Annotated in this window: 15 protein-coding genes and 1 tRNA gene; 3 read left to right on the forward strand and 13 right to left on the reverse strand. The window is 64.5% G+C overall.

The window, feature by feature from the left end; translation table 11 throughout:
- Window positions 1–131: 131 nt before the first annotated feature.
- A complete protein-coding gene (locus tag VO57_010870) occupies window positions 132–611 on the forward strand; it encodes a peroxiredoxin (protein ID XBL71328.1) in 480 nt (159 codons plus the stop codon).
- An 83-nt stretch (window positions 612–694) separates the two neighbouring features.
- Here the strand turns inward: VO57_010870 and VO57_010875 are convergent, their stop codons facing one another.
- A complete protein-coding gene (locus VO57_010875) occupies window positions 695–3,055 on the reverse strand; it encodes a TonB-dependent receptor (protein XBL68634.1) in 2,361 nt (786 codons plus the stop codon).
- Between the two features lie 112 nt (window positions 3,056–3,167).
- Here VO57_010875 and VO57_010880 point away from each other — a divergent pair, with 112 nt between their 5' ends.
- Window positions 3,168–3,794 carry a TetR/AcrR family transcriptional regulator gene (locus VO57_010880; protein XBL68635.1) on the forward strand — a complete coding sequence of 209 codons (627 nt, stop codon included), beginning with the start codon at window positions 3,168–3,170 and terminating at the stop codon, window positions 3,792–3,794.
- Between the two features lie 16 nt (window positions 3,795–3,810).
- Here the strand turns inward: VO57_010880 and folE are convergent, their stop codons facing one another.
- From folE to grxC, 12 genes are all read right to left on the reverse strand, one after another.
- Window positions 3,811–4,419, reverse strand: a complete 609-nt coding sequence (gene folE, locus VO57_010885; GenBank protein XBL68636.1) for a GTP cyclohydrolase I FolE — start codon at window positions 4,417–4,419, stop codon at window positions 3,811–3,813.
- Window positions 4,416–5,984, reverse strand: a complete 1,569-nt coding sequence (locus tag VO57_010890; GenBank protein XBL68637.1) for a phospholipase D-like domain-containing protein — start codon at window positions 5,982–5,984, stop codon at window positions 4,416–4,418. Before VO57_010890 ends, folE begins: the two co-directional genes overlap by 4 nt.
- A gap of 187 nt (window positions 5,985–6,171) precedes the next feature.
- Window positions 6,172–8,319, reverse strand: coding sequence for a TonB-dependent receptor (locus VO57_010895; protein XBL68638.1), 2,148 nt, complete (start codon window positions 8,317–8,319; stop codon window positions 6,172–6,174).
- A complete protein-coding gene (locus tag VO57_010900) occupies window positions 8,316–8,453 on the reverse strand; it encodes a hypothetical protein (protein ID XBL68639.1) in 138 nt (45 codons plus the stop codon). The genes VO57_010895 and VO57_010900 overlap by 4 nt, the downstream gene beginning before the upstream one ends.
- The gene (locus VO57_010905) at window positions 8,450–9,556 is read right to left on the reverse strand and encodes a DUF917 domain-containing protein (GenBank protein XBL68640.1); all 1,107 of its coding nucleotides are present in this window, start codon (window positions 9,554–9,556) and stop codon (window positions 8,450–8,452) included. The genes VO57_010900 and VO57_010905 overlap by 4 nt, the downstream gene beginning before the upstream one ends.
- Complete coding sequence (locus VO57_010910) at window positions 9,549–11,072, reverse strand: hydantoinase/oxoprolinase family protein (protein XBL68641.1); 1,524 nt, start codon at window positions 11,070–11,072, stop codon at window positions 9,549–9,551. The genes VO57_010905 and VO57_010910 overlap by 8 nt, the downstream gene beginning before the upstream one ends.
- Before the next feature lie 187 nt (window positions 11,073–11,259).
- The gene (locus VO57_010915; protein XBL68642.1) at window positions 11,260–13,656 is read right to left on the reverse strand and encodes a LuxR C-terminal-related transcriptional regulator; all 2,397 of its coding nucleotides are present in this window, start codon (window positions 13,654–13,656) and stop codon (window positions 11,260–11,262) included.
- Window positions 13,657–13,884: 228 nt separating this feature from the next.
- Window positions 13,885–13,961 (reverse strand) — tRNA-Arg (locus tag VO57_010920).
- Window positions 13,962–14,007: 46 nt separating this feature from the next.
- Entirely contained in the window at window positions 14,008–14,418 is a 411-nt protein-coding gene (locus VO57_010925) for a tail fiber protein (GenBank protein XBL68643.1), read from the reverse strand.
- 75 nt (window positions 14,419–14,493) lie between these two features.
- Window positions 14,494–14,964, reverse strand: a complete 471-nt coding sequence (locus tag VO57_010930; GenBank protein XBL68644.1) for a DUF1178 family protein — start codon at window positions 14,962–14,964, stop codon at window positions 14,494–14,496.
- Window positions 14,961–15,785, reverse strand: a complete 825-nt coding sequence (locus tag VO57_010935; protein XBL68645.1) for a carbon-nitrogen hydrolase family protein — start codon at window positions 15,783–15,785, stop codon at window positions 14,961–14,963. The genes VO57_010930 and VO57_010935 overlap by 4 nt, the downstream gene beginning before the upstream one ends.
- An 8-nt stretch (window positions 15,786–15,793) precedes the next feature.
- Window positions 15,794–16,054 carry a glutaredoxin 3 gene (gene grxC / locus VO57_010940; protein XBL68646.1) on the reverse strand — a complete coding sequence of 87 codons (261 nt, stop codon included), beginning with the start codon at window positions 16,052–16,054 and terminating at the stop codon, window positions 15,794–15,796.
- A gap of 143 nt (window positions 16,055–16,197) precedes the next feature.
- Between grxC and VO57_010945 the strand changes: the two genes are divergently transcribed.
- Window positions 16,198–16,680: an Hsp20 family protein gene (locus VO57_010945; protein XBL68647.1), complete on the forward strand. Its 483-nt coding sequence runs from the start codon at window positions 16,198–16,200 to the stop codon at window positions 16,678–16,680.
- Window positions 16,681–16,867: the final 187 nt, after the last annotated feature.

Raw genomic sequence — 16,867 nt, forward strand, 5'->3', positions numbered from 1 at the left:
GAAAGAATGCGGTGCCGAGCCGTATGTTCTGTTGAACGCGGTTGCGCGCGCGCCGATCCCTTCAGGATTGCCCGAAGCCTAAGACCGCGCCACACAGCGCTCCACGACTCAAACCGCGAAGGATAGACATGATGAAGATTTCCGAAGGCGACACGATCCCGCAGGTCACCCTTACCAAGGCGACCGAAAACGGCCCCGAACAGGTCGACAGCCGCGAATACTTCGCCGGCCGGAAGGTTGCGCTGTTCGCGGTGCCCGGTGCCTTCACCCCGACCTGCTCCGCCAAGCACCTGCCCGGCTTCGCCGAAAAGGCGGACGAGCTGAAGGCCAAGGGGATCGACGAGATCGCCTGTATCTCGGTCAACGACGCGTTCGTGATGGGCGCGTGGCAGAAGGCCGACGGCAGCAAGGATGTGACCATGCTGGCAGACGGGAATGGCGATTTCGCCGAAGCGGTCGGCCTGACGATGGATGGGTCGAGCTTCGGCATGGGCCAGCGCAGCCAGCGCTATTCGATGCTGGTGGACGACGGCCAGGTGCGTAAGCTCAACGTCGAAAAGCCGGGCGACTTCAGCGTCTCCAGCGCAGAATACATGCTCGGCCAGCTCTAAGCTTCAAGCCAGGATAAAAAGAAAGGGGGCGCGCCTTCGCAGTGAAGGCGCGCCCCCTTTTTTGTGTCACCCGGCGGGTCGGATCAGAACTTAAAGCCGATCGTCGCAAAGACTTCGCGCGGATTGCCGTAGAACGCGGTCAGCGTGCCTTCCGGCCCCAGCGTGGGGATCGGGAAGCCGTTCGCGCCATTGATGATCTCGCCGGTGGTCGGATTGGTCGCGACGAAGGTGTAGCCGCTGGTCTTGTACCGCTTGTCCAGCAGGTTCTTGCCGTGGACCCCGATCGTGATCCGGTCGCCCGGCAGGGTGTAGACGATGTCCGCGCTCAGCAGCGCATAGCCATCCTGATCGAGATAGGGATTGGGAATCTCGAACTGGTAGGTCTTGCTACGGTAGCTGACGGTTGCACCAGCATAGAGATCGCCGGTCCCCACAGCGGCGTTGTACGCCAGCGTCGCGCTGCCGGTCCACTTGGGCGTGTTCTGCACCTCGCGGAAATCGGCGACGTCGGTCGGCGTGTTGTTGATGTTGGTGATGTACTCATCATACTGCGCGTCGATATAGCCGAGCGAGCCGGACAGCACGAAGCCCGCGCCAAGCCGCGCCGATCCTTCGAATTCCAGCCCCTTGAAGGTCGCCTTGCCCGCATTGGACACGACCCCGCAGAAGCTGGGCAGGCCAGCCATGGTACACGCGACCGATCCGGGGATCTGGACGTCCTTGTAGTCGGCATAGAAGCCGGCGATCGCGACATTGATCATGCCGTTCAGCAGACTCCCTTTGTAGCCGACTTCGTAGCTGTCGACCTCTTCCGGCGCGAAGCTGAGGAACGCAGTGATCTCGTCGTCGGAGCGGACGCCGTCATTGTTTAGATCGGGGGCGTTCGCCCCTACCCCGCGCGGGTCGAAACCGCCGCCTTTGAAGCCCTTGGAGTAGCTCGCGTAGATATTGTGGTCCGGCGTCGGCTTGAAGCTGATCGAGGCGCGCGGAGTAAACTTCTTGAAGTCGCGCTCGCCGTCGAAATCGGTACCCGGTGCGCCGAACGGCACGCCTGCGCCGCCGAACACGGGCGATCCGCCGCCCAGATAGTTCTGCCGCAGGATCGACGCCTGCCGGTTATCCCAGGTGTATCGACCGCCGACCGACAGCGAGAGCTGGTCGGTCAGATCGTAGGAGAAATCGCCGAAGATCGCGAAGGTCTCGGTATCGACGTCCGCCTGGGTGTACGCGGTCAGCCCGGCCAGCGTGGTGAAGATGCGCACGTCGAACAGCGTGTCTGCCGTCGCGTCGAGATAGTAGGCACCGATCAGGCCGGTCAGCGGGCCGCCATCATCGTACAGAACCTGCAGTTCCTGGCTGATCTGTTCGTTCAGATAGAGGCCGGGAACGTCCAGATCGACCGCGGGCAGCGCGTCGAAATCGATCGGCGTGCTGCTGTCGTCCTTGCGCCATGCGGAGATGGAGCGCAGCGTCAGCCCTGCTCCCATATCGATCTCCGCCTGCATCGACAGGCCGTAGGATTCGACCTCCTGCTTGGGATCGTCGAGCCCGCCGCGCGTGTCGAACACATCGTCCAGCACCGGCGCGCCGGAAACCTGGCCCGGGATCAGGCGATGGCCGCCGCGCGGATTGCTCTTGTCCTTGGTGTAGTCGCCCTGGATGCGCAGGAACACCGGTTCGCCATAGCCGCCCATTTCGAAGCTGGCGCGGCCGGCCCAGATGTCCTTGTTGTAGTTCTCGGTCCCCAGCGTCAGGTTGTCGCCGAAGCCTCCGCGCGAAAGCCGTGCGACCGAACCGCCGACGCGGATCAGATCGTTGAGCGGAGCGGACGCGGTGACCACGCCTTCCGCCAGATTATAGGTGCCGTAGCTCGCCTTCGCCTTGAGCGAGAAATCCTGCGGCAGGCGACGGCTGACATACTTGACCGCGCCGCCGATCGTGTTCCGCCCGTAAAGCGTGCCCTGGGGCCCGCGCAGCACTTCGATCCGCTCGACATCGTAGATTTCCAGCACCGCGGCCTGCGGGCGGTTGAGATAAACGTCGTCGAGATAGATGCCCACGCCCTGCTCGAAGCCGGAAACCGGATCCTGCTGGCCGATCCCGCGGATGAAGGCCGACAGCGTCGAATTGGTCGCGCGGCTCGCCTCAAGCGTCACGTTGGGGGTGTAGTTGCCGATATCGGTAATATCGACCGCGCCGCGCTGCTCCAGCTGCTCGCCGCTGAACGAGGTGACCGAGATCGGCACGTCGATCAGCCGCTCTTCGCGGCGGCGGGCGGTAACGGTGATGACGTTGAGATCGGGATCGGCGGGTGCCTCCTCCGAATACGGCATCGCGTCCTCGGCGGACGCATCCTGCGCCATGGCAGGCGCCGCAATGAAGGCTGCAAAACCCGTCCCAGCCAGCAGGCCGGCACGCAAGGCATGACTCTTGGCGCTACGCATCCTCAAATTCCCTCTCCATTTCGTTTCTTATTCCGAAGGCATATTGAAACCTGAACCATGTTTCAAGTTATGTCTTGTGAGCGCGGTGGAGTTTCCATAGGCTGTGGCCATCATGGCACGTACCGATCCGGATATTTCCCCCGCCCCGCCCGCGACCGAGCGGGGGCGACGCACGCGGCGCAAACTGCTGGATGCGGCAACCATCGAGTTCGGGGAACGGGGCTTTCACGAAGCATCAATCGCCTCGATCACCCGCCGCGCGGGTGTCGCCCTGGGGAGTTTCTACACCTATTTCGGCAGCAAGGAGGCGATCTTCCGCGATCTGGTCCGCGACCTGAGCGAAGGCGTGCGGCAAGCCGCCGCGCAGAGCCTGGCCGAGCGGGAGCTGGACGCACTGGAGACGGAGCGCGCTGCGCTGGGCGCATTCCTCGCCTTCGCGCGCGAGCACAAGGAAATCTACCGGATCATCGACGAATCGGAATTCGTCGATCCGGAAAGCTACCGCCTGCACTACGAAAAGACCGCAGAGCGCATTCTGGGCCGTCTGCGCGCGGGCGCGGCGGCGGATCAGCTACGCGGCGATCTGAACGAAGCCCATGCCTGGGCGATCATGGGAATGAACGTGTTCCTCGGCCTGCGCTACGCGGTGTGGAGCAATGGCGACGAGGATGATGGCGAACGCGCGGCGCTGGCCGCAGCCTCCATCCTGAAAGACGGCATCGGACCGCGCGAAGCGTGATCGGTGGCCCCGGGGCCTAGTGCCCCATCAGCTTGAGCACTTCCTCGCGGCTGCGGGGATCGTCACGGAACACCCCCATCATTCGGCTGGTCACCATCGTCACCCCCGGGGTGCGCACGCCGCGCGCGGTCATGCAGGCATGGCTCGCCTCGATGACCACCGCCACGCCTTCGGGCTTGAGATTGTCCCAGATGCACTCGGCGACCTCCGCGGTCAGCCGTTCCTGCACCTGCAGCCGCCGGGCGAAGCCGTGCAGCACGCGGGCGAGCTTGGAGATGCCGACAACGAAATCGGTCGGCAGATAGGCGATGTGCGCCACGCCGATGATCGGCGCCATGTGGTGCTCGCAATGCGACTGGAAGGGGATGTCCTTCAGCAGCACGATATCGTTGTACCCGCCCACTTCCTCGAACACGCGGCCCAGATGCACCGCAGGGTCTTCGGTATAGCCGACGCAATATTCCTTCCACGCGCGTGCCACGCGCTTGGGCGTGTCGAGCAGGCCTTCGCGCGCGGGATCGTCGCCCGCCCATTCGATCAGCGTGCGGATTGCCGCCTGCACGTCTTCGGGCACTGCGGGCTTGCCGTCTTCCCGGTCCTCGTCGGGCCCAACCAGACTGCTCATCTCTTCAACCGTCCCTTCACCTTGCGCTTCACCCTGTCGCGCAACCGCGCGAGCAGGCCGCCTTTGCGGAAAAGTCCGCCGCGCGCAAATGGTCGCAGCAGATCGTCGGGACGTTCCGGGTCCAGCATCGCCGATTCGGCGAGGTAGCGCGTCACCCCGTTCTTCTCTGGCGGGCGATAGGGCACCAGCCTGCGCGAACCCTCCAGTCCCAGCTCGCCAATCGCGCCCTGCATCGTGCCGTGCCGCTCCAGCGCCTGCGCCATCGCATCCTCGGCCACGCCGCAATGTTCGGCCAGCAGCGAGACGCGGATGGAGCGGATCTCCTCCTCCAGCCCGCGCCCGGTATTGTGCGGACGGTTGGCATCGAGGATCACGTCGCATTCGCTGTCCAGCGCCATCGACCGGTTGTTGAGGTTGGCCGATCCGATCCGCACCACCTCGTCGTCGACGATCATCAGCTTGGCGTGAACGTAGATCGGCGTCTCGCCGGTATAGGGCACGTAGATCTCGAAAAACTCGTCGCCATCCGCCGCCTCGACCGCTTCGGCGACCAGATCGCGCGCATGATCCATCGCCTGCTGCTCGACCCAGCCATCGGCGTGTTTGGGATGGATGATGACGATTTCGGGCGGGTTCTCGCCCGACAGCCGCAGAGCGATCGCCTCAGCAATCTTGCGCGAGGTGAAATACTGGTTCTCGATATAGATGAACCGCTTGGCCCGCGCGATGTGGGCGAGGAACAGCGTCTCGATCTCGTTGACTTCGGTCACGTCGCCGCACTCGGCACGGGTACGCGCGAGGCCCACCTCGACATCCTCGAACCCTGCCTTGAGCGGCTTGGGCCAAGGGGAGCGGATATTATCGGCGGGGCGTGCCAGCGGATCGCCACCCGCGACCTGCCAGCGGGTGTTGCACAGGTCGTGCAGCGCACCGGCGACCGGCCCCTCCATCATCAGCGTGATGTCGTGCCACGGGCCGTGTGTGCTGCCCGGCCAGTTGAGCCGCCGGGGGTCGTCTTCCAGATGCTCACGCGTGTCCCACCGGTCGTAGGTCAGGTCGATCCCGCCGCACACCGCCAGCTTGCGGTCGAAGACGGCGATTTTCTGGTGATGGCTGCACCCGGTCGGATGGTGGCTGTCGAAGCGGAAGCTGATCCCGTCGACCATCCACATCCGCGCAATGTCGTAAGCCATTCGTCCGCGTTTGAGGAATTGAACCCACGACAGCCCCCATTTGAGAATGCGGATGTCGAGATCCGTGTGTTCCTTGACCAGCCACGGGAGATAATCGCCCAGCCGCGCGGGACGATCGGCATCGCCATTGTCCCATTCCTCACCACGCCTCAGCGAGATGCGGGTGTCGAAATCCCACCCGATCAGCACGATCTGGTCGCGCGCGTTGTACATCGCGGTGTGGACCAGCGCGAAGTAATCCTCCCCGTCGATCACCACCGCCAGTCGGTCGGCGATCGCATAGCGCCAGATGCCGGGTTCTGCGGACGCGTCGGGGCCGGTGCCACCGGCGATGGCACTGTTCGACCCGTCGCTGTCCCCCTCGCGACCCACTATTCCGTCGCGTCTTCGCGGGTTTCGAGGGGGAGCTCTCCCTGGTTATGCCGGGTGGCATCGCCCCGCCTCGGACGTTCGAAAATCGCTTCTGCACTGCTCACAAGGGGGCTCCGGAATGTGGTGTCCCTTCAACCAGAAGGCACGGCATGAGTTCCGCGAGCAACCCGACATGACGCGAGGACAGTCAGAACTTGAGCGTCGCCTCGATCGCCCAGGTCGAGGGCTGGGCAAGGAAGCCGATATCGGTGGTAAGGCCGGAAAATTCCCTGGGATTGTAGTCCGCGTAATACTTCTCGTCGAAGATGTTACTGGCGCTCAGGAACAGGCCCATGCGGTCATTCTCGATCCCGATCCGCGCGCCCAGCAGGTTGAGCGGCCCCTGCACGTCGAGATTGTCGACCTGCCAGTACTTCTTGCCCCGATGTTCGTAATCCGCCCGCACGAGAAGATCGAATGTGTCCGAAATCGGCGCCTTGTACTGGAAGCCGAGGTTACCGGTGAAGCTGGTCGACTTGGGCGTGTGGTTGCCGATGAAGGACGGGTCCAGAGCATATTCCTTGATCTGGGTATCGGTCGTGCCAAGCGCCGCGAAGACCTGCAGCCCGTCGGCGACCAGCGCCTGCACCTCCAGTTCGACCCCGAAGATGTCGACCCGGTCGATATTCCCGATGATCTGCGATGCCGATAGCGCGTCGATATAGAAGAACTGGAAATCGTCGCTTTTGGCGAAATAGACCGCTCCGTTGAGGATGAGGCGGTTGTTCATCCAGCTCGACTTGAAGCCTGCTTCGAAATTCTGGAGATACTCGGACTGGTAGACGGGGATCGACACCGTCGGGGCATTGAACCCGCCCGACCGGAAGCCGGTCGAGTAGGTGCCGTAGACCAGCTTGTCGTCGTCCAGCCGGTAGGTCAGCGTAACTTTCGGCTGGACCGCGGAGAAGCTCTCGCTCCGCACGCCGCCATTCTCAAGGTCGGTCTGCCGCCGCTCGTCCAGGTCATAGCGCAGGGCACCCGACAGGATGAGAGAGTCGGTCAGGTCATATTCGAAGTTGGAATAGACCGCATAGGCGTCGTTCCGGTTGCTCTCGTTGAGCGTGATCAGCCTGAGCGCGGGATTATTGATCTGGTCGCGCGATCCGATGCCGCCGGCGGTGCCCTCGGCATCGATGAAGGCACGGGTCAGCAGGTCGCGGTTGGTGTGGAGATAATAGACCCCCGCGATCCACCGGAACGGCAGCGCGTCGTCGGAAACGTAGCGCAGTTCCTGGCTCATCAACTCGACCGAGAGATCCTGGCCCTGCCCGGCCTGAATACCCAGGCCTGCAAAGCCGCCGGGATCATCAATCGCATTCGAGAAATCGAGATCGCCGCGGACGTTCTCCGCTAGGTCGGTGTAGGCGGAGATAGAGGTCAGAGTGCCGTTGCCGATCTCGAAATCCCACTTCATGGCCCCTTCGACAATATCGCCGAACGTCAGCCCTTCGATGTTCTCCGCAGGGTAGACGATATCGTCCGCATTGCCCGATCTGACCTGCGAATCGTAGATCCCGCCCGCCTGGAAATCGCGATAGGATGCACGCAGGTCCAGTTTGGTCGCGGCCCCGATATCCGACACGAAGCGACCGCGCAGCGTGTAGTCGTGATCGACGAAATCGACATTCTTGCCCGTGAAGCTGTTCTCGATCCGGCCGCCGTCGGAAATGTAGTTGCCCGAAACCCGCAGGCCGGAGCTGTCGCCGATCGGGGTCGAGATTGCTGCGTTGAGGTCGACGAAATCGCCCCTGCCGTAGGTCGCCTGAACCATGCCGGAAAACTCGTCCCCGGGGCGCTTGGTAACGATGTTGATCGCACCGCCGATCGCATTGCGCCCGTAAAGACCGCCCTGCGGGCCTTTCAGAACCTCGATCCGCTCCAGATCGAACAGATTCATCTTGAGCTGCTTCTGGCTGTTCTGCGGCACGCCGTCGACGATCACCGCGACCGGAGAATCGGCGTTGTTGATCTGGGTGACGCCGCGCACGACGACGAAGCTGTTGAGGTAGGTGAAGCTGTCGTCGAACGAGACGTTGGGGACCAGGTCCATGAAATCCTGGGTCGAATCGATGCCCGCGTCCGCAATCTGCTCTTCGCCGAAAGCCGACACTTGGATCGGTACGTCCTGCAACTGCTGGTTGCGCGTCTGCGCGGTGACCACGATGACACCGAGGCCTTCTTCATCGCCACTCTCGTCGTCGGCGACGGTCTGCGCGAAGCCGGGTGCAGCCATGCTCGCGGCGCTGGCGATGGCAAGGGCGCTGACGGTTCTGGCAAGAATTGTTGGGCGCATCATTTGGCTCCTCGGCTGGGTCGTAGTTCGAAAATGGGATGGCTGGTTTCAGGTCCGGGGCCGACCCGGCGGTCGATATCGTCGAAGGATCGCGCGCCCGCGCTCATCCCGGAGTTGATCACGTGCATTCCGCTCATGATCCGTCCTCCTGCAGTTTGCCCAGCGGACTGTACTGTTCCGAAAGTCCGAACTGGTCGGGGCCGACGATGGCGAGCGCCTCGGGCGTGGTCAGCGCAGGCGGAGCCTCGCACGCGATCACCGACACGCGCTGACCATAGGCCAGTCGCTCGGTCGGGATCGCATGGGCGGTTTCGCTGTCGACGATGGTCACCAGATCGGGAACGACCGCGCGAAGCGTGCCGTCGACGTGAACCGACAGATTCTCGTTCTGGAAGGCAACCACGGCCGAACTGCCACCCGCAATCGTCTCGACATGGCATTCGCCGGTGACCCAGCCATCCTTGGTCGTGCGCTCCACCGCAGTGATCTTGCCGCTGAACACCTCGGTCGGCGTGTTGTAATACTGGTGATCGTCGAGCGCGCGCAGCAGCCGCTCGATCGGCGGCAGATCGCCATAGGTCGCACCGGCAATGGCCTGTCCGATCTCGATCGCGGCACTGATGGTATAGCGTACACAGGCCGTGCGCGCCTGCGCGCCCGTCATCGGATAGCACGACAGACAGCCCGCCGCGCCCATCACGGCGACGACGGGGCGGGCGAATTCCTCCGCCTTCTTGCCGTTTTCCGCTTCGAAAGTGACGACATTGCCGTGTTCGTCCGCGAGCGTCATCGGGGCCACCGCAACACCGGCAATATTGAAGCTGGTCATCTGCAACTGCGGGAAGGCACGGCCCATCCCGTCGCCATCCAGCAGCGGCAGGCCGCGCATCGCAGCGTAGGCGACCGGCATCATGGAATTGCACCCGCCGATCTCCGCCGAGGTGATCACGCTGGCCTGGCAGCCGAGCCGCTGTTCGAGCGAGCGAACGGCGCGATCCTGATCCTCCAGCGAGAACAGCTTTTCCAGCATCACCGTCGGCGCGCCCATCGCCGCGGCCACGAACACGGAGTCGCTGTGGGTCAGCTCTGCCGGATCGGCCAGTTTCACCGGCCCGTATTCGGCCAGCGCCTCGCGGCACAACAGCGACCCCAGATAAGGGTCCCCGCCGCCGCCGGTGCCGAGGAACGCCGAGCCTATCGCGAGATGCTCGATATTTTCGAGCGTGACTGCCTCAACCACCAACTGTCTCCTTAATGGCCAGATCGCCGACGGCGCGGCAGAAGACGCGCGTTGCCCCGCCCGGCAGGTATTGGAGCGGGAAGGTCTCGATATCGGTGATCTCCACGCTCCCGGCGGCAGCGCCCGCCTCGATCGCCTTGTCGGTTGCTTCCTTGCGCGCCTGTTCCAGCGCGTGTTCCCGCTCGGTCGGATCGGTAATCGCGAAGATCGAATCCACCTCGCCGCTGACCTGCCCGATCGCCGCGCCGATCGCATTGGCGACGCCTGCATGGTCGGGACGCATCATCTCGGACACGCCTGGCGGTTGCTGATTCACCAGTACCCCGCCGCCGCCGACCAAGATCATCGGCATCGGGTCCGGGCTCGTTTTGACCTTGTCTATCGCCGTCGCAACGATCTGCCGGATCGCCTCGGCCGCGCCCGTGACCAGAGCGGGGTCGATCGCGCCCAGCCTCTCGCGATCGCCGATCTGCGCCCAGCCCCCGGCCACTGCAATATCGCTCGCCGTGAGTTGCTCGCCGCCGAAAATCAGGGCTTCTTCGGTCAGCCGGTATCCCACCGAGTCCGGGCCCACCGTGACAACGCCATCCTGCTCGCGAACCCGCGATCCGCCTCCCAGGCCGACCGAGAGCACATCCGGCATCCGGAAATTCGTGCGCACTCCGCCGACATCTACGTGGACGCTCGACTGGCGGGGGAAGTTCTTGACCAGCACGCCGACATCGGATGTCGTGCCGCCGATATCGACGACGATCGCATCCGACGCTCCGGTAAGCCAGGCGGCACCGCGCAGGCTGTTGGTCGGCCCCGCAGCGAAGGTCAGCACGGGATAGCTGCGCATGTGATCCGCGCTCATCAGCGTGCCGTCATTCTGGCTGACGTAGTACGGGCAATCGAGGCCCAGCGTGGCGAGCGCATCGGCGAAGGCGGTGGCCACCTTTTCCGCCAGCGGACGCAGGCTCGCATTCATGATTGCGGCATTCTCGCGCTCGATCAGACCGGTCCGACCCAGCTCCGACGACAGCGAGACCTCGATCTCGGGCGCGGCCCGCTGAACGATCTGCGCCGCGCGCCGCTCCTGGTCATCGTTGATCTGGCTGAAGATGCCTGAAATGGCGAGCTGCCCGACCCCGTCGCGCTGCAGAGTGCGGGCAACCTCCTCGACCGCATCTTCGTCCAGCTCGCCAATCGTGCGGCCGTCGAACTCGTAACCGCCCCTCACCAGCGTGCGCCCGGCGAAGACTGCATCGCGCACATCGTCCGGCCAGCCGGAAAACGGCGGCACACCGCGCGATGCGGGCAGGCCCAGGCGCAGGCAATGCACCTTGGCCAGATCGTGGCGCTGGACGAAAGCATTGGTGAAGTGGGTCGTGCCGATCATCACCGCTTCGACCGCGGCGGGGGACGCCTGCCCCTGCTCCAGAATCGTGCGAACCGCGGCGACGATGCCGCTGCCCACATCGCTGGTGGTAGGCACCTTCACCGTCGCGAGGACGTCACGATCGGACAGTAACACCGCATCAGTATTGGTGCCGCCTACGTCTACCCCTATGCGCAAACCCGATCTCCCGTTCATGGTCGATCAGGAGCATGCCGTTCGCGGCACGCAGAGCAATTGAAGCGGTGTGGAGGGTGGCAAGCCTACTTGGTAGTCATCGAATCCGGCACGGCTTCCGGCACTACCGAAACAAGTAGGTCCGCCGTCAGATCCAGCCCTTTTCCTGCGCGCGGACCACGGCTGAAAGCCGGTCGTGGACGCCCAGTTTCTTGAACACGCCTTTCAGGTGAAAGCGCACGCCGTGATCAGAAATGCCGAGTTCGCGCGCGAGCTCCTTGTCCGATCCGCCGGTCGCCAGCGCCCGGAGGACATCGGTCTCGCGCTTGCTGAGCTCGCTCGCAGACGCCCTCGCCGCACGATCGCGATTCATCACACTGCGCAGAAAGTGCAGCTGGGCCTCGTCCGCATCGGGCTGCGCGGACAGTTGTGCGACGTAATCGGCCAGATAGCCGCCAAGCATATCGGCGCAGGTCTGGCGCATCCCGGTTGCGATGCCCAGCGACGCCAGTTCGGCAACCTCGCGCAGCGCGCCTTCACGATCGCCCGAAACATGCCGCAGCGCGAACAGCAGCTGGGTCATACGCGAAACCGAATGGACCACTCCGCTCCTGCCCGCTTCCTCGCGCGCGTCGGACAACAGCGCGATCGCCTCCTCCGTCTTCCCTGCCCGGTGCATCTCATGCGCGGCGGCGAGAGAGAACAGCTCGCGCTCCTGCCAGCTCGACGCGGCAAGCCCGGAAAAGTCGGTGAGAGGCGGCTCGACGTCGACCCCATTTCCTCCCAGCCGGGCCTCGCCCACCAGACAGGCCATCACCGCGCCGAGGAGGTTGCCGATGCGGCCAAGCCCGCGTGCCTCCAGCTTGGCCCGCTCCTGCTCGACCAGTTGGATCGTCCGCGCGATCCCGTAATCTTTCACATAGATACGGGTCATCGGCTCGTAGGCCGCGAAGTAGATGTCGAACCACGCCTCTGCCTCGGGCATGCGCTGGGCCGATTTGCGCAGCGAGTTGCGCGCGCTGGTCAGGCGTCCAGTCTCGAATTCCACCTTCGCGCCCAGCGCGGCGATCACCGTCTCGACGCCCTGATCGGTCGAGAATTCGTCGCGCCACATCTTACGCGCCTTGGCCAGGCTTGCGCGCGCCTCGACCAGCTTGCCGCGCGCAATGTCGATCGTGGCCTGGTGGGCGTGCAGAAACATGAGGTTGTAGCGCGAACCCGCGCGCTCCCCCTCCAGCCGCGCCTCGCGCAGATTGGCTTCGGCCGCATCGAAACGGGCACGCTGCGAATTGAGGACGCAGGCCAGCGTCGCGAGGAAGGTCTGCCAGCCCGGCTCGCTCGACTGTTCGGAAAGAAGTTCCGTCAGGAACTCCAGATCGTCACGCCGCGCGAGCGCGCAGCCATAGACCAGCAGGGTCACCCGGACGATCTCGATCTCCCGCTGCATCGAGTTCGCCACGCGAGGGTCTTCGGACAGATCGCGCAGCTCCTGCTCCGCCAGATTGATCCGGCCCGACTTCAGGTTGACGATGCACCGCATCATCCGCAGCTCGGGAGACGCCGCGATCACCTCGTCGCTGGCGTTCTTCACCAGCGCGGCCAGATCCGCGAATCCGCACAGCACCCAGATCAGCAGCGCGCCATGTTCTTCCGCATAGGCGCGGACCCGCTCCGGCATTGCGGCCTCTCCGGCCAGGCGCGCTGCATCGGTCAGCCTGCCGTTACGCGAGCATCGGTCCGCAAGGGCAATCACACGGTGCCGGTGCCCGGCCGGGTCCTGCAACAGCGACCATTCGCGCACGCATGCCGCAAGCGCGGGATTGATCGCATAGTGCCGCCCTTCGATGTCGACGAGACCGGACAGAACCCGCGCTACCGACGCCAGCACCCGGTCCGTTCGGACCTCGTCATGCAGCAATTCCCGATCCGGAGAAGGCACCAGCGATGCCGCGGCCAGAGCCTGTTTCTGGCTGTCATCCAATAGCGGCAGTACCCGCCGCTCGACGACATCATAGATCCCGCAATCGCGCAGGATATCGATATCTTCCCGGCCCCACGCATCGGTCTGCGCGCTGGCCGCCCAGTGCGAGAGCCTGACCGCCGCGTGCGGCCAGCCCCCGATCAGATCGAGAATGCGCATCCGGTTGGCGGGCCGGGCGATCTTGCGAAAGGCACGCGCGGCTTCGGCTCGGGTCAGTCTGAGCACCGCCGGCCCCACGATCGGGATCGGCTGCGCCAGCCCCTCTTCCAGAACGGAGAGGCCCTGCGGGTTGCTCATCCCGAGAAAGATCTGCCCTGCCCCTGCGCCCCGTGCGAACCTCTGCAGGGCCGAGCCGAGCCATCGGGCGTCGCACAGATCCGCATCCTCGACGATGATCCGGCGCGCCGCGTGGTCCATGTCCATCACCGCCTGGGCGGCGCATGTCGGATCGGCCAGATGGTCCAGCCTGTCGAAGTAGGAGACGCCCCCTTCCCCCGCATCCGGCTCGGCAAGCGATTGCAGCAGCCGCCTGGTCTCGAACCCGGGCGGCGCGCAGACGGCCACGATCGGTCCCGCAGCACAGGCCTGTTCGATAAAGCGATGGACCCGTTTGGTGAAAACCGGAAAAACCTCCAAGGATTACCTACCAAGTAGGTGGCCGCACGCTAACGCGCGGAAATGGCTCGGGCAAGCACCACCCGAAGGCAGACGTGCCGACGGCCGCCTGCCTAGGTTCTTTCGCAATCTTGGGAAAATTCCGCGCGCAGCATGGCGCGCTGCCTCGAATGGAAATGGTGCGCCCGACAGGATTCGAACCTGTGGCCCCCAGATTAGGAATCTGATGCTCTATCCGACTGAGCTACGGGCGCGCCGGTGGGAAGCCTTAACCGCCGCCTCGCGCGCCCGCAATCCCGGTCAACCCCGCGAAGGATAGACGCCCTGCAGCGCCACGCAGAAACGCAGGGTCTGCGTACCGGGCACGTCGAGCCGGCCTTCGGCGCGATCGGCCATTGTCGGCCCGCCATCCCGGCGATCTCCCAGCCGGTTGCGATCCCCGACATGGATCGGCGCACGGCCGCGCAGATCGGGCAGAGCGAACGTCGTCCGCCCATCTCCGCCATAGGTGGTGCCGTAGAGCGAAAAGAGCGCCGTGTTCTGGCTGATCGACAGCAACTGCCCGTTGGCCTCCGCCCAGCCATACGGGCAGAAGGGATAGCCGACCATGATGATTTCGCCGAGATAAGGCGTATCCGAAGCCTGAGCCGGAGCCGTCGTTGCAACCGTGCCGATCGCCGCAGCAAATGTCGCCAAAATTCCGATTTTCATGCAGTTCCCCCGATTAGCGACCCGAGCCGATCCTACCGCCCCCATATCCGCTGTCAAAAATGGGAGAAATATCGGCTAGTTGGTTTCCTCGGGGGGAGTGAACGGGATCAGCAGCGGGGCGAAGGAGATCCCCTCCTCCAGCAGCTCGCGCGCTTCTTGCGCATCGGCCTTGCCGTGGATCAGCGCCGCGTCCTTCTCGCCGTAATGCATCGCGCGGGTTTCCTCGACGAAACGATCGCCGACATAGGTGCTGTCCTTGATCGTCTCGGCCTGCAGCTTCGCCAGCTTGCGCATCGCTTCCTGCAGCGCGGGAGGCAGTGCGCCGCCCTGCCCGGTCGCGTCCTCGGACGTGCGCGCGACCTCCACCTTGCGGGCATTGCCCTTGGCAGGCACGGCGGGGGCCATCGGCGCCTTGCCGACCTCACCGCTGCCGCAATGCGGGCACGCGATCAGGCCGCGCGCGCCCTGATCCTCGTAATCGGAGGAGGAGCGGAACCAGCCTTCGAAGCGGTGGCCATTGTCGCAGGAAAGGTCGAACACGATCATGACGCGCGGTATTCCGGAATAGCGCGGCGATTGGCAAGGCTGGGCACCTGCGCGCGGGCCTTCGCGATGCGGCCCTGGTCGATCTCGGCAAAGCCAAGCCCGGCCTCGGCGCCCATATCGAGCAGCACTTCGCCCCACGGGTCGACCACCAGGCTGTGGCCGTAGGTTCTGCGCCCGTCGGCATGTTCGCCGACCTGCGCCGCGGCGACCACGAAGGCACTCGCCTCGATCGCCCGCGCACGCACCAGCGTATGCCAGTGGGCAGAGCCGGTGGGTACGGTGAAGGCGGCGGGGATCGCGATCATATCGCAGCCTGCGCGGCCCAGCGCATCGAACAGCGCAGGGAAGCGGATGTCGTAGCAGATCGTCAGGCCGAGCCGCCCGGCAGGCGTTTCGCCCGTCACCGACAGCGCCTCGCCCGGCTGGTAGGCGTTGGATTCGCGCCAGCTTTCCCCGCTATCGAGGTCGACGTCGAACATGTGCAGCTTGTCGTACCGGCCCGCGATCTCGCCCGTGGGCGCAATCAGCAGCGAGCGGTTGGCGAGCATCCCGTTCTCCAGCCTGACCGGCAGGCCGAAGGTCGCCCATATCGCGTGTTCACGCGCGGCATCGCGCAGCCGGTCGACCAGCGCAGGGTAGCCATCCGCCGCCATCGTCTCGCCGGCACGCCGGCGATCCCGGTCGAGCAGCAGCGCCATCTCGGGCGCGAACAGCATATCCGCCCCGCCCTCGCGCGCCTGCGCCATGCCGGCGATCAGCGTATCCGCATTGCCCGCGGGATCGACGCCCGAGGTCATCTGGAGGACGGCGATTGTGCTCACGAGTGCGCTCAGCCTTCGAGCATCGCGTCGAGCTTGCCCTGCCGCTCCAGCGCGTGCAGCTCGTCCGATCCGCCCACGTGGGTATCGCCGATGAAGATCTGCGGCACGGTGCTCGCATTGGGCGCGCGTTCGCGCATCTCGTCCCGCTTGGGGCCGCCCATGGTGATGTCGTATTCGTTGAACTCGACGCCCTTCTTTTCCAGCAGGGACTTGGCGCGGAAGCAGTATCCGCATCCGAACTTGGTATAGATATCGATCTTGGCTGCCACTGCTTGTTCCTCGCGTTTTCGGTGTTTGAGGGCTCTTGCGCGCCTTCGCACGCTCCCTACATTCGATCTGTCCGGCGATGCCACAACGGGTCGATCCGGACACCATGTAACTGACAGAATCGCTCAATGGAGGATTTGTTTCAATGGCACGTATCGATTTCACCCCCTATCGCCGCAGCACCGTGGGCTTCGACCACCTGTTCGACCTGCTCGAAAGCTCGGTCCGCAACAGCGGCGACAACTACCCCCCTTTCAACATCGAGAAACGTGGCGAGGACGAGTTCCGCATCACGCTTGCGCTCGCCGGGTTCAAGCCCGAGGATATCGACATCACCGCGCAGCAGAACCTGCTGACCGTCACCGGTCGCAAGCAGGACGAGGCGCGCGGCGCGGATAGCGAGATGCTGCATGTCGGCATCGCCAACCGCGGGTTCGAGCGGCGCTTCGAACTGGCCGATCACGTGCGCGTTTCCGGCGCCGATCTGGCGGACGGCCTGCTGGTGATCGACCTGCTGCGCGAAGTCCCCGAGGCGATGAAGCCGAAGAAGATCGCGATCAACGGCCAGAAGTCGTCGCTGAGCCTTGTCGACGACAGCTCCGACAAGTCGGAAAAAGACGCCGCCTGACGCGGCACGGATAGCCTGAGAGGCTATCGCGCAAACCAGTCGCCCGCTGCTCCACCCCAATGGAGCGGCGGGCTTTTTCTTTATTTCTATAAGTTTGGGCGGGGTTTGGGGCGGCCCAATAAAGGACCGCCCCGCGGCATGGCCGCCCTGACCGAGTCTGCCCGTCCGGGTCGCAGAAGACGTTCAA

The sequence above is a fragment of the Citromicrobium bathyomarinum genome (assembly GCA_001306305.2).
Classification (GTDB): Bacteria; Pseudomonadota; Alphaproteobacteria; order Sphingomonadales; family Sphingomonadaceae; genus Alteriqipengyuania; species Alteriqipengyuania bathyomarina.

What these genes read in the sequence shown, in the direction of transcription:
- VO57_010875 (XBL68634.1), bottom strand. Translation starts at nt 3,055, where the DNA reads ATGCGTAGCGCCAAGAGTCATGCCTTGCGTGCCGGCCTGCTGGCTGGG.
- VO57_010870 (XBL71328.1), top strand. Translation starts at nt 132, where the DNA reads ATGAAGATTTCCGAAGGCGACACGATCCCGCAGGTCACCCTTACCAAG.
- VO57_010880 (XBL68635.1), top strand. Translation starts at nt 3,168, where the DNA reads ATGGCACGTACCGATCCGGATATTTCCCCCGCCCCGCCCGCGACCGAG.
- VO57_010900 (XBL68639.1), bottom strand. Translation starts at nt 8,453, where the DNA reads ATGAGCGGAATGCACGTGATCAACTCCGGGATGAGCGCGGGCGCGCGA.
- VO57_010930 (XBL68644.1), bottom strand. Translation starts at nt 14,964, where the DNA reads ATGATCGTGTTCGACCTTTCCTGCGACAATGGCCACCGCTTCGAAGGC.
- VO57_010945 (XBL68647.1), top strand. Translation starts at nt 16,198, where the DNA reads ATGGCACGTATCGATTTCACCCCCTATCGCCGCAGCACCGTGGGCTTC.
- folE (XBL68636.1), bottom strand. Translation starts at nt 4,419, where the DNA reads ATGAGCAGTCTGGTTGGGCCCGACGAGGACCGGGAAGACGGCAAGCCC.
- VO57_010895 (XBL68638.1), bottom strand. Translation starts at nt 8,319, where the DNA reads ATGATGCGCCCAACAATTCTTGCCAGAACCGTCAGCGCCCTTGCCATC.
- VO57_010925 (XBL68643.1), bottom strand. Translation starts at nt 14,418, where the DNA reads ATGAAAATCGGAATTTTGGCGACATTTGCTGCGGCGATCGGCACGGTT.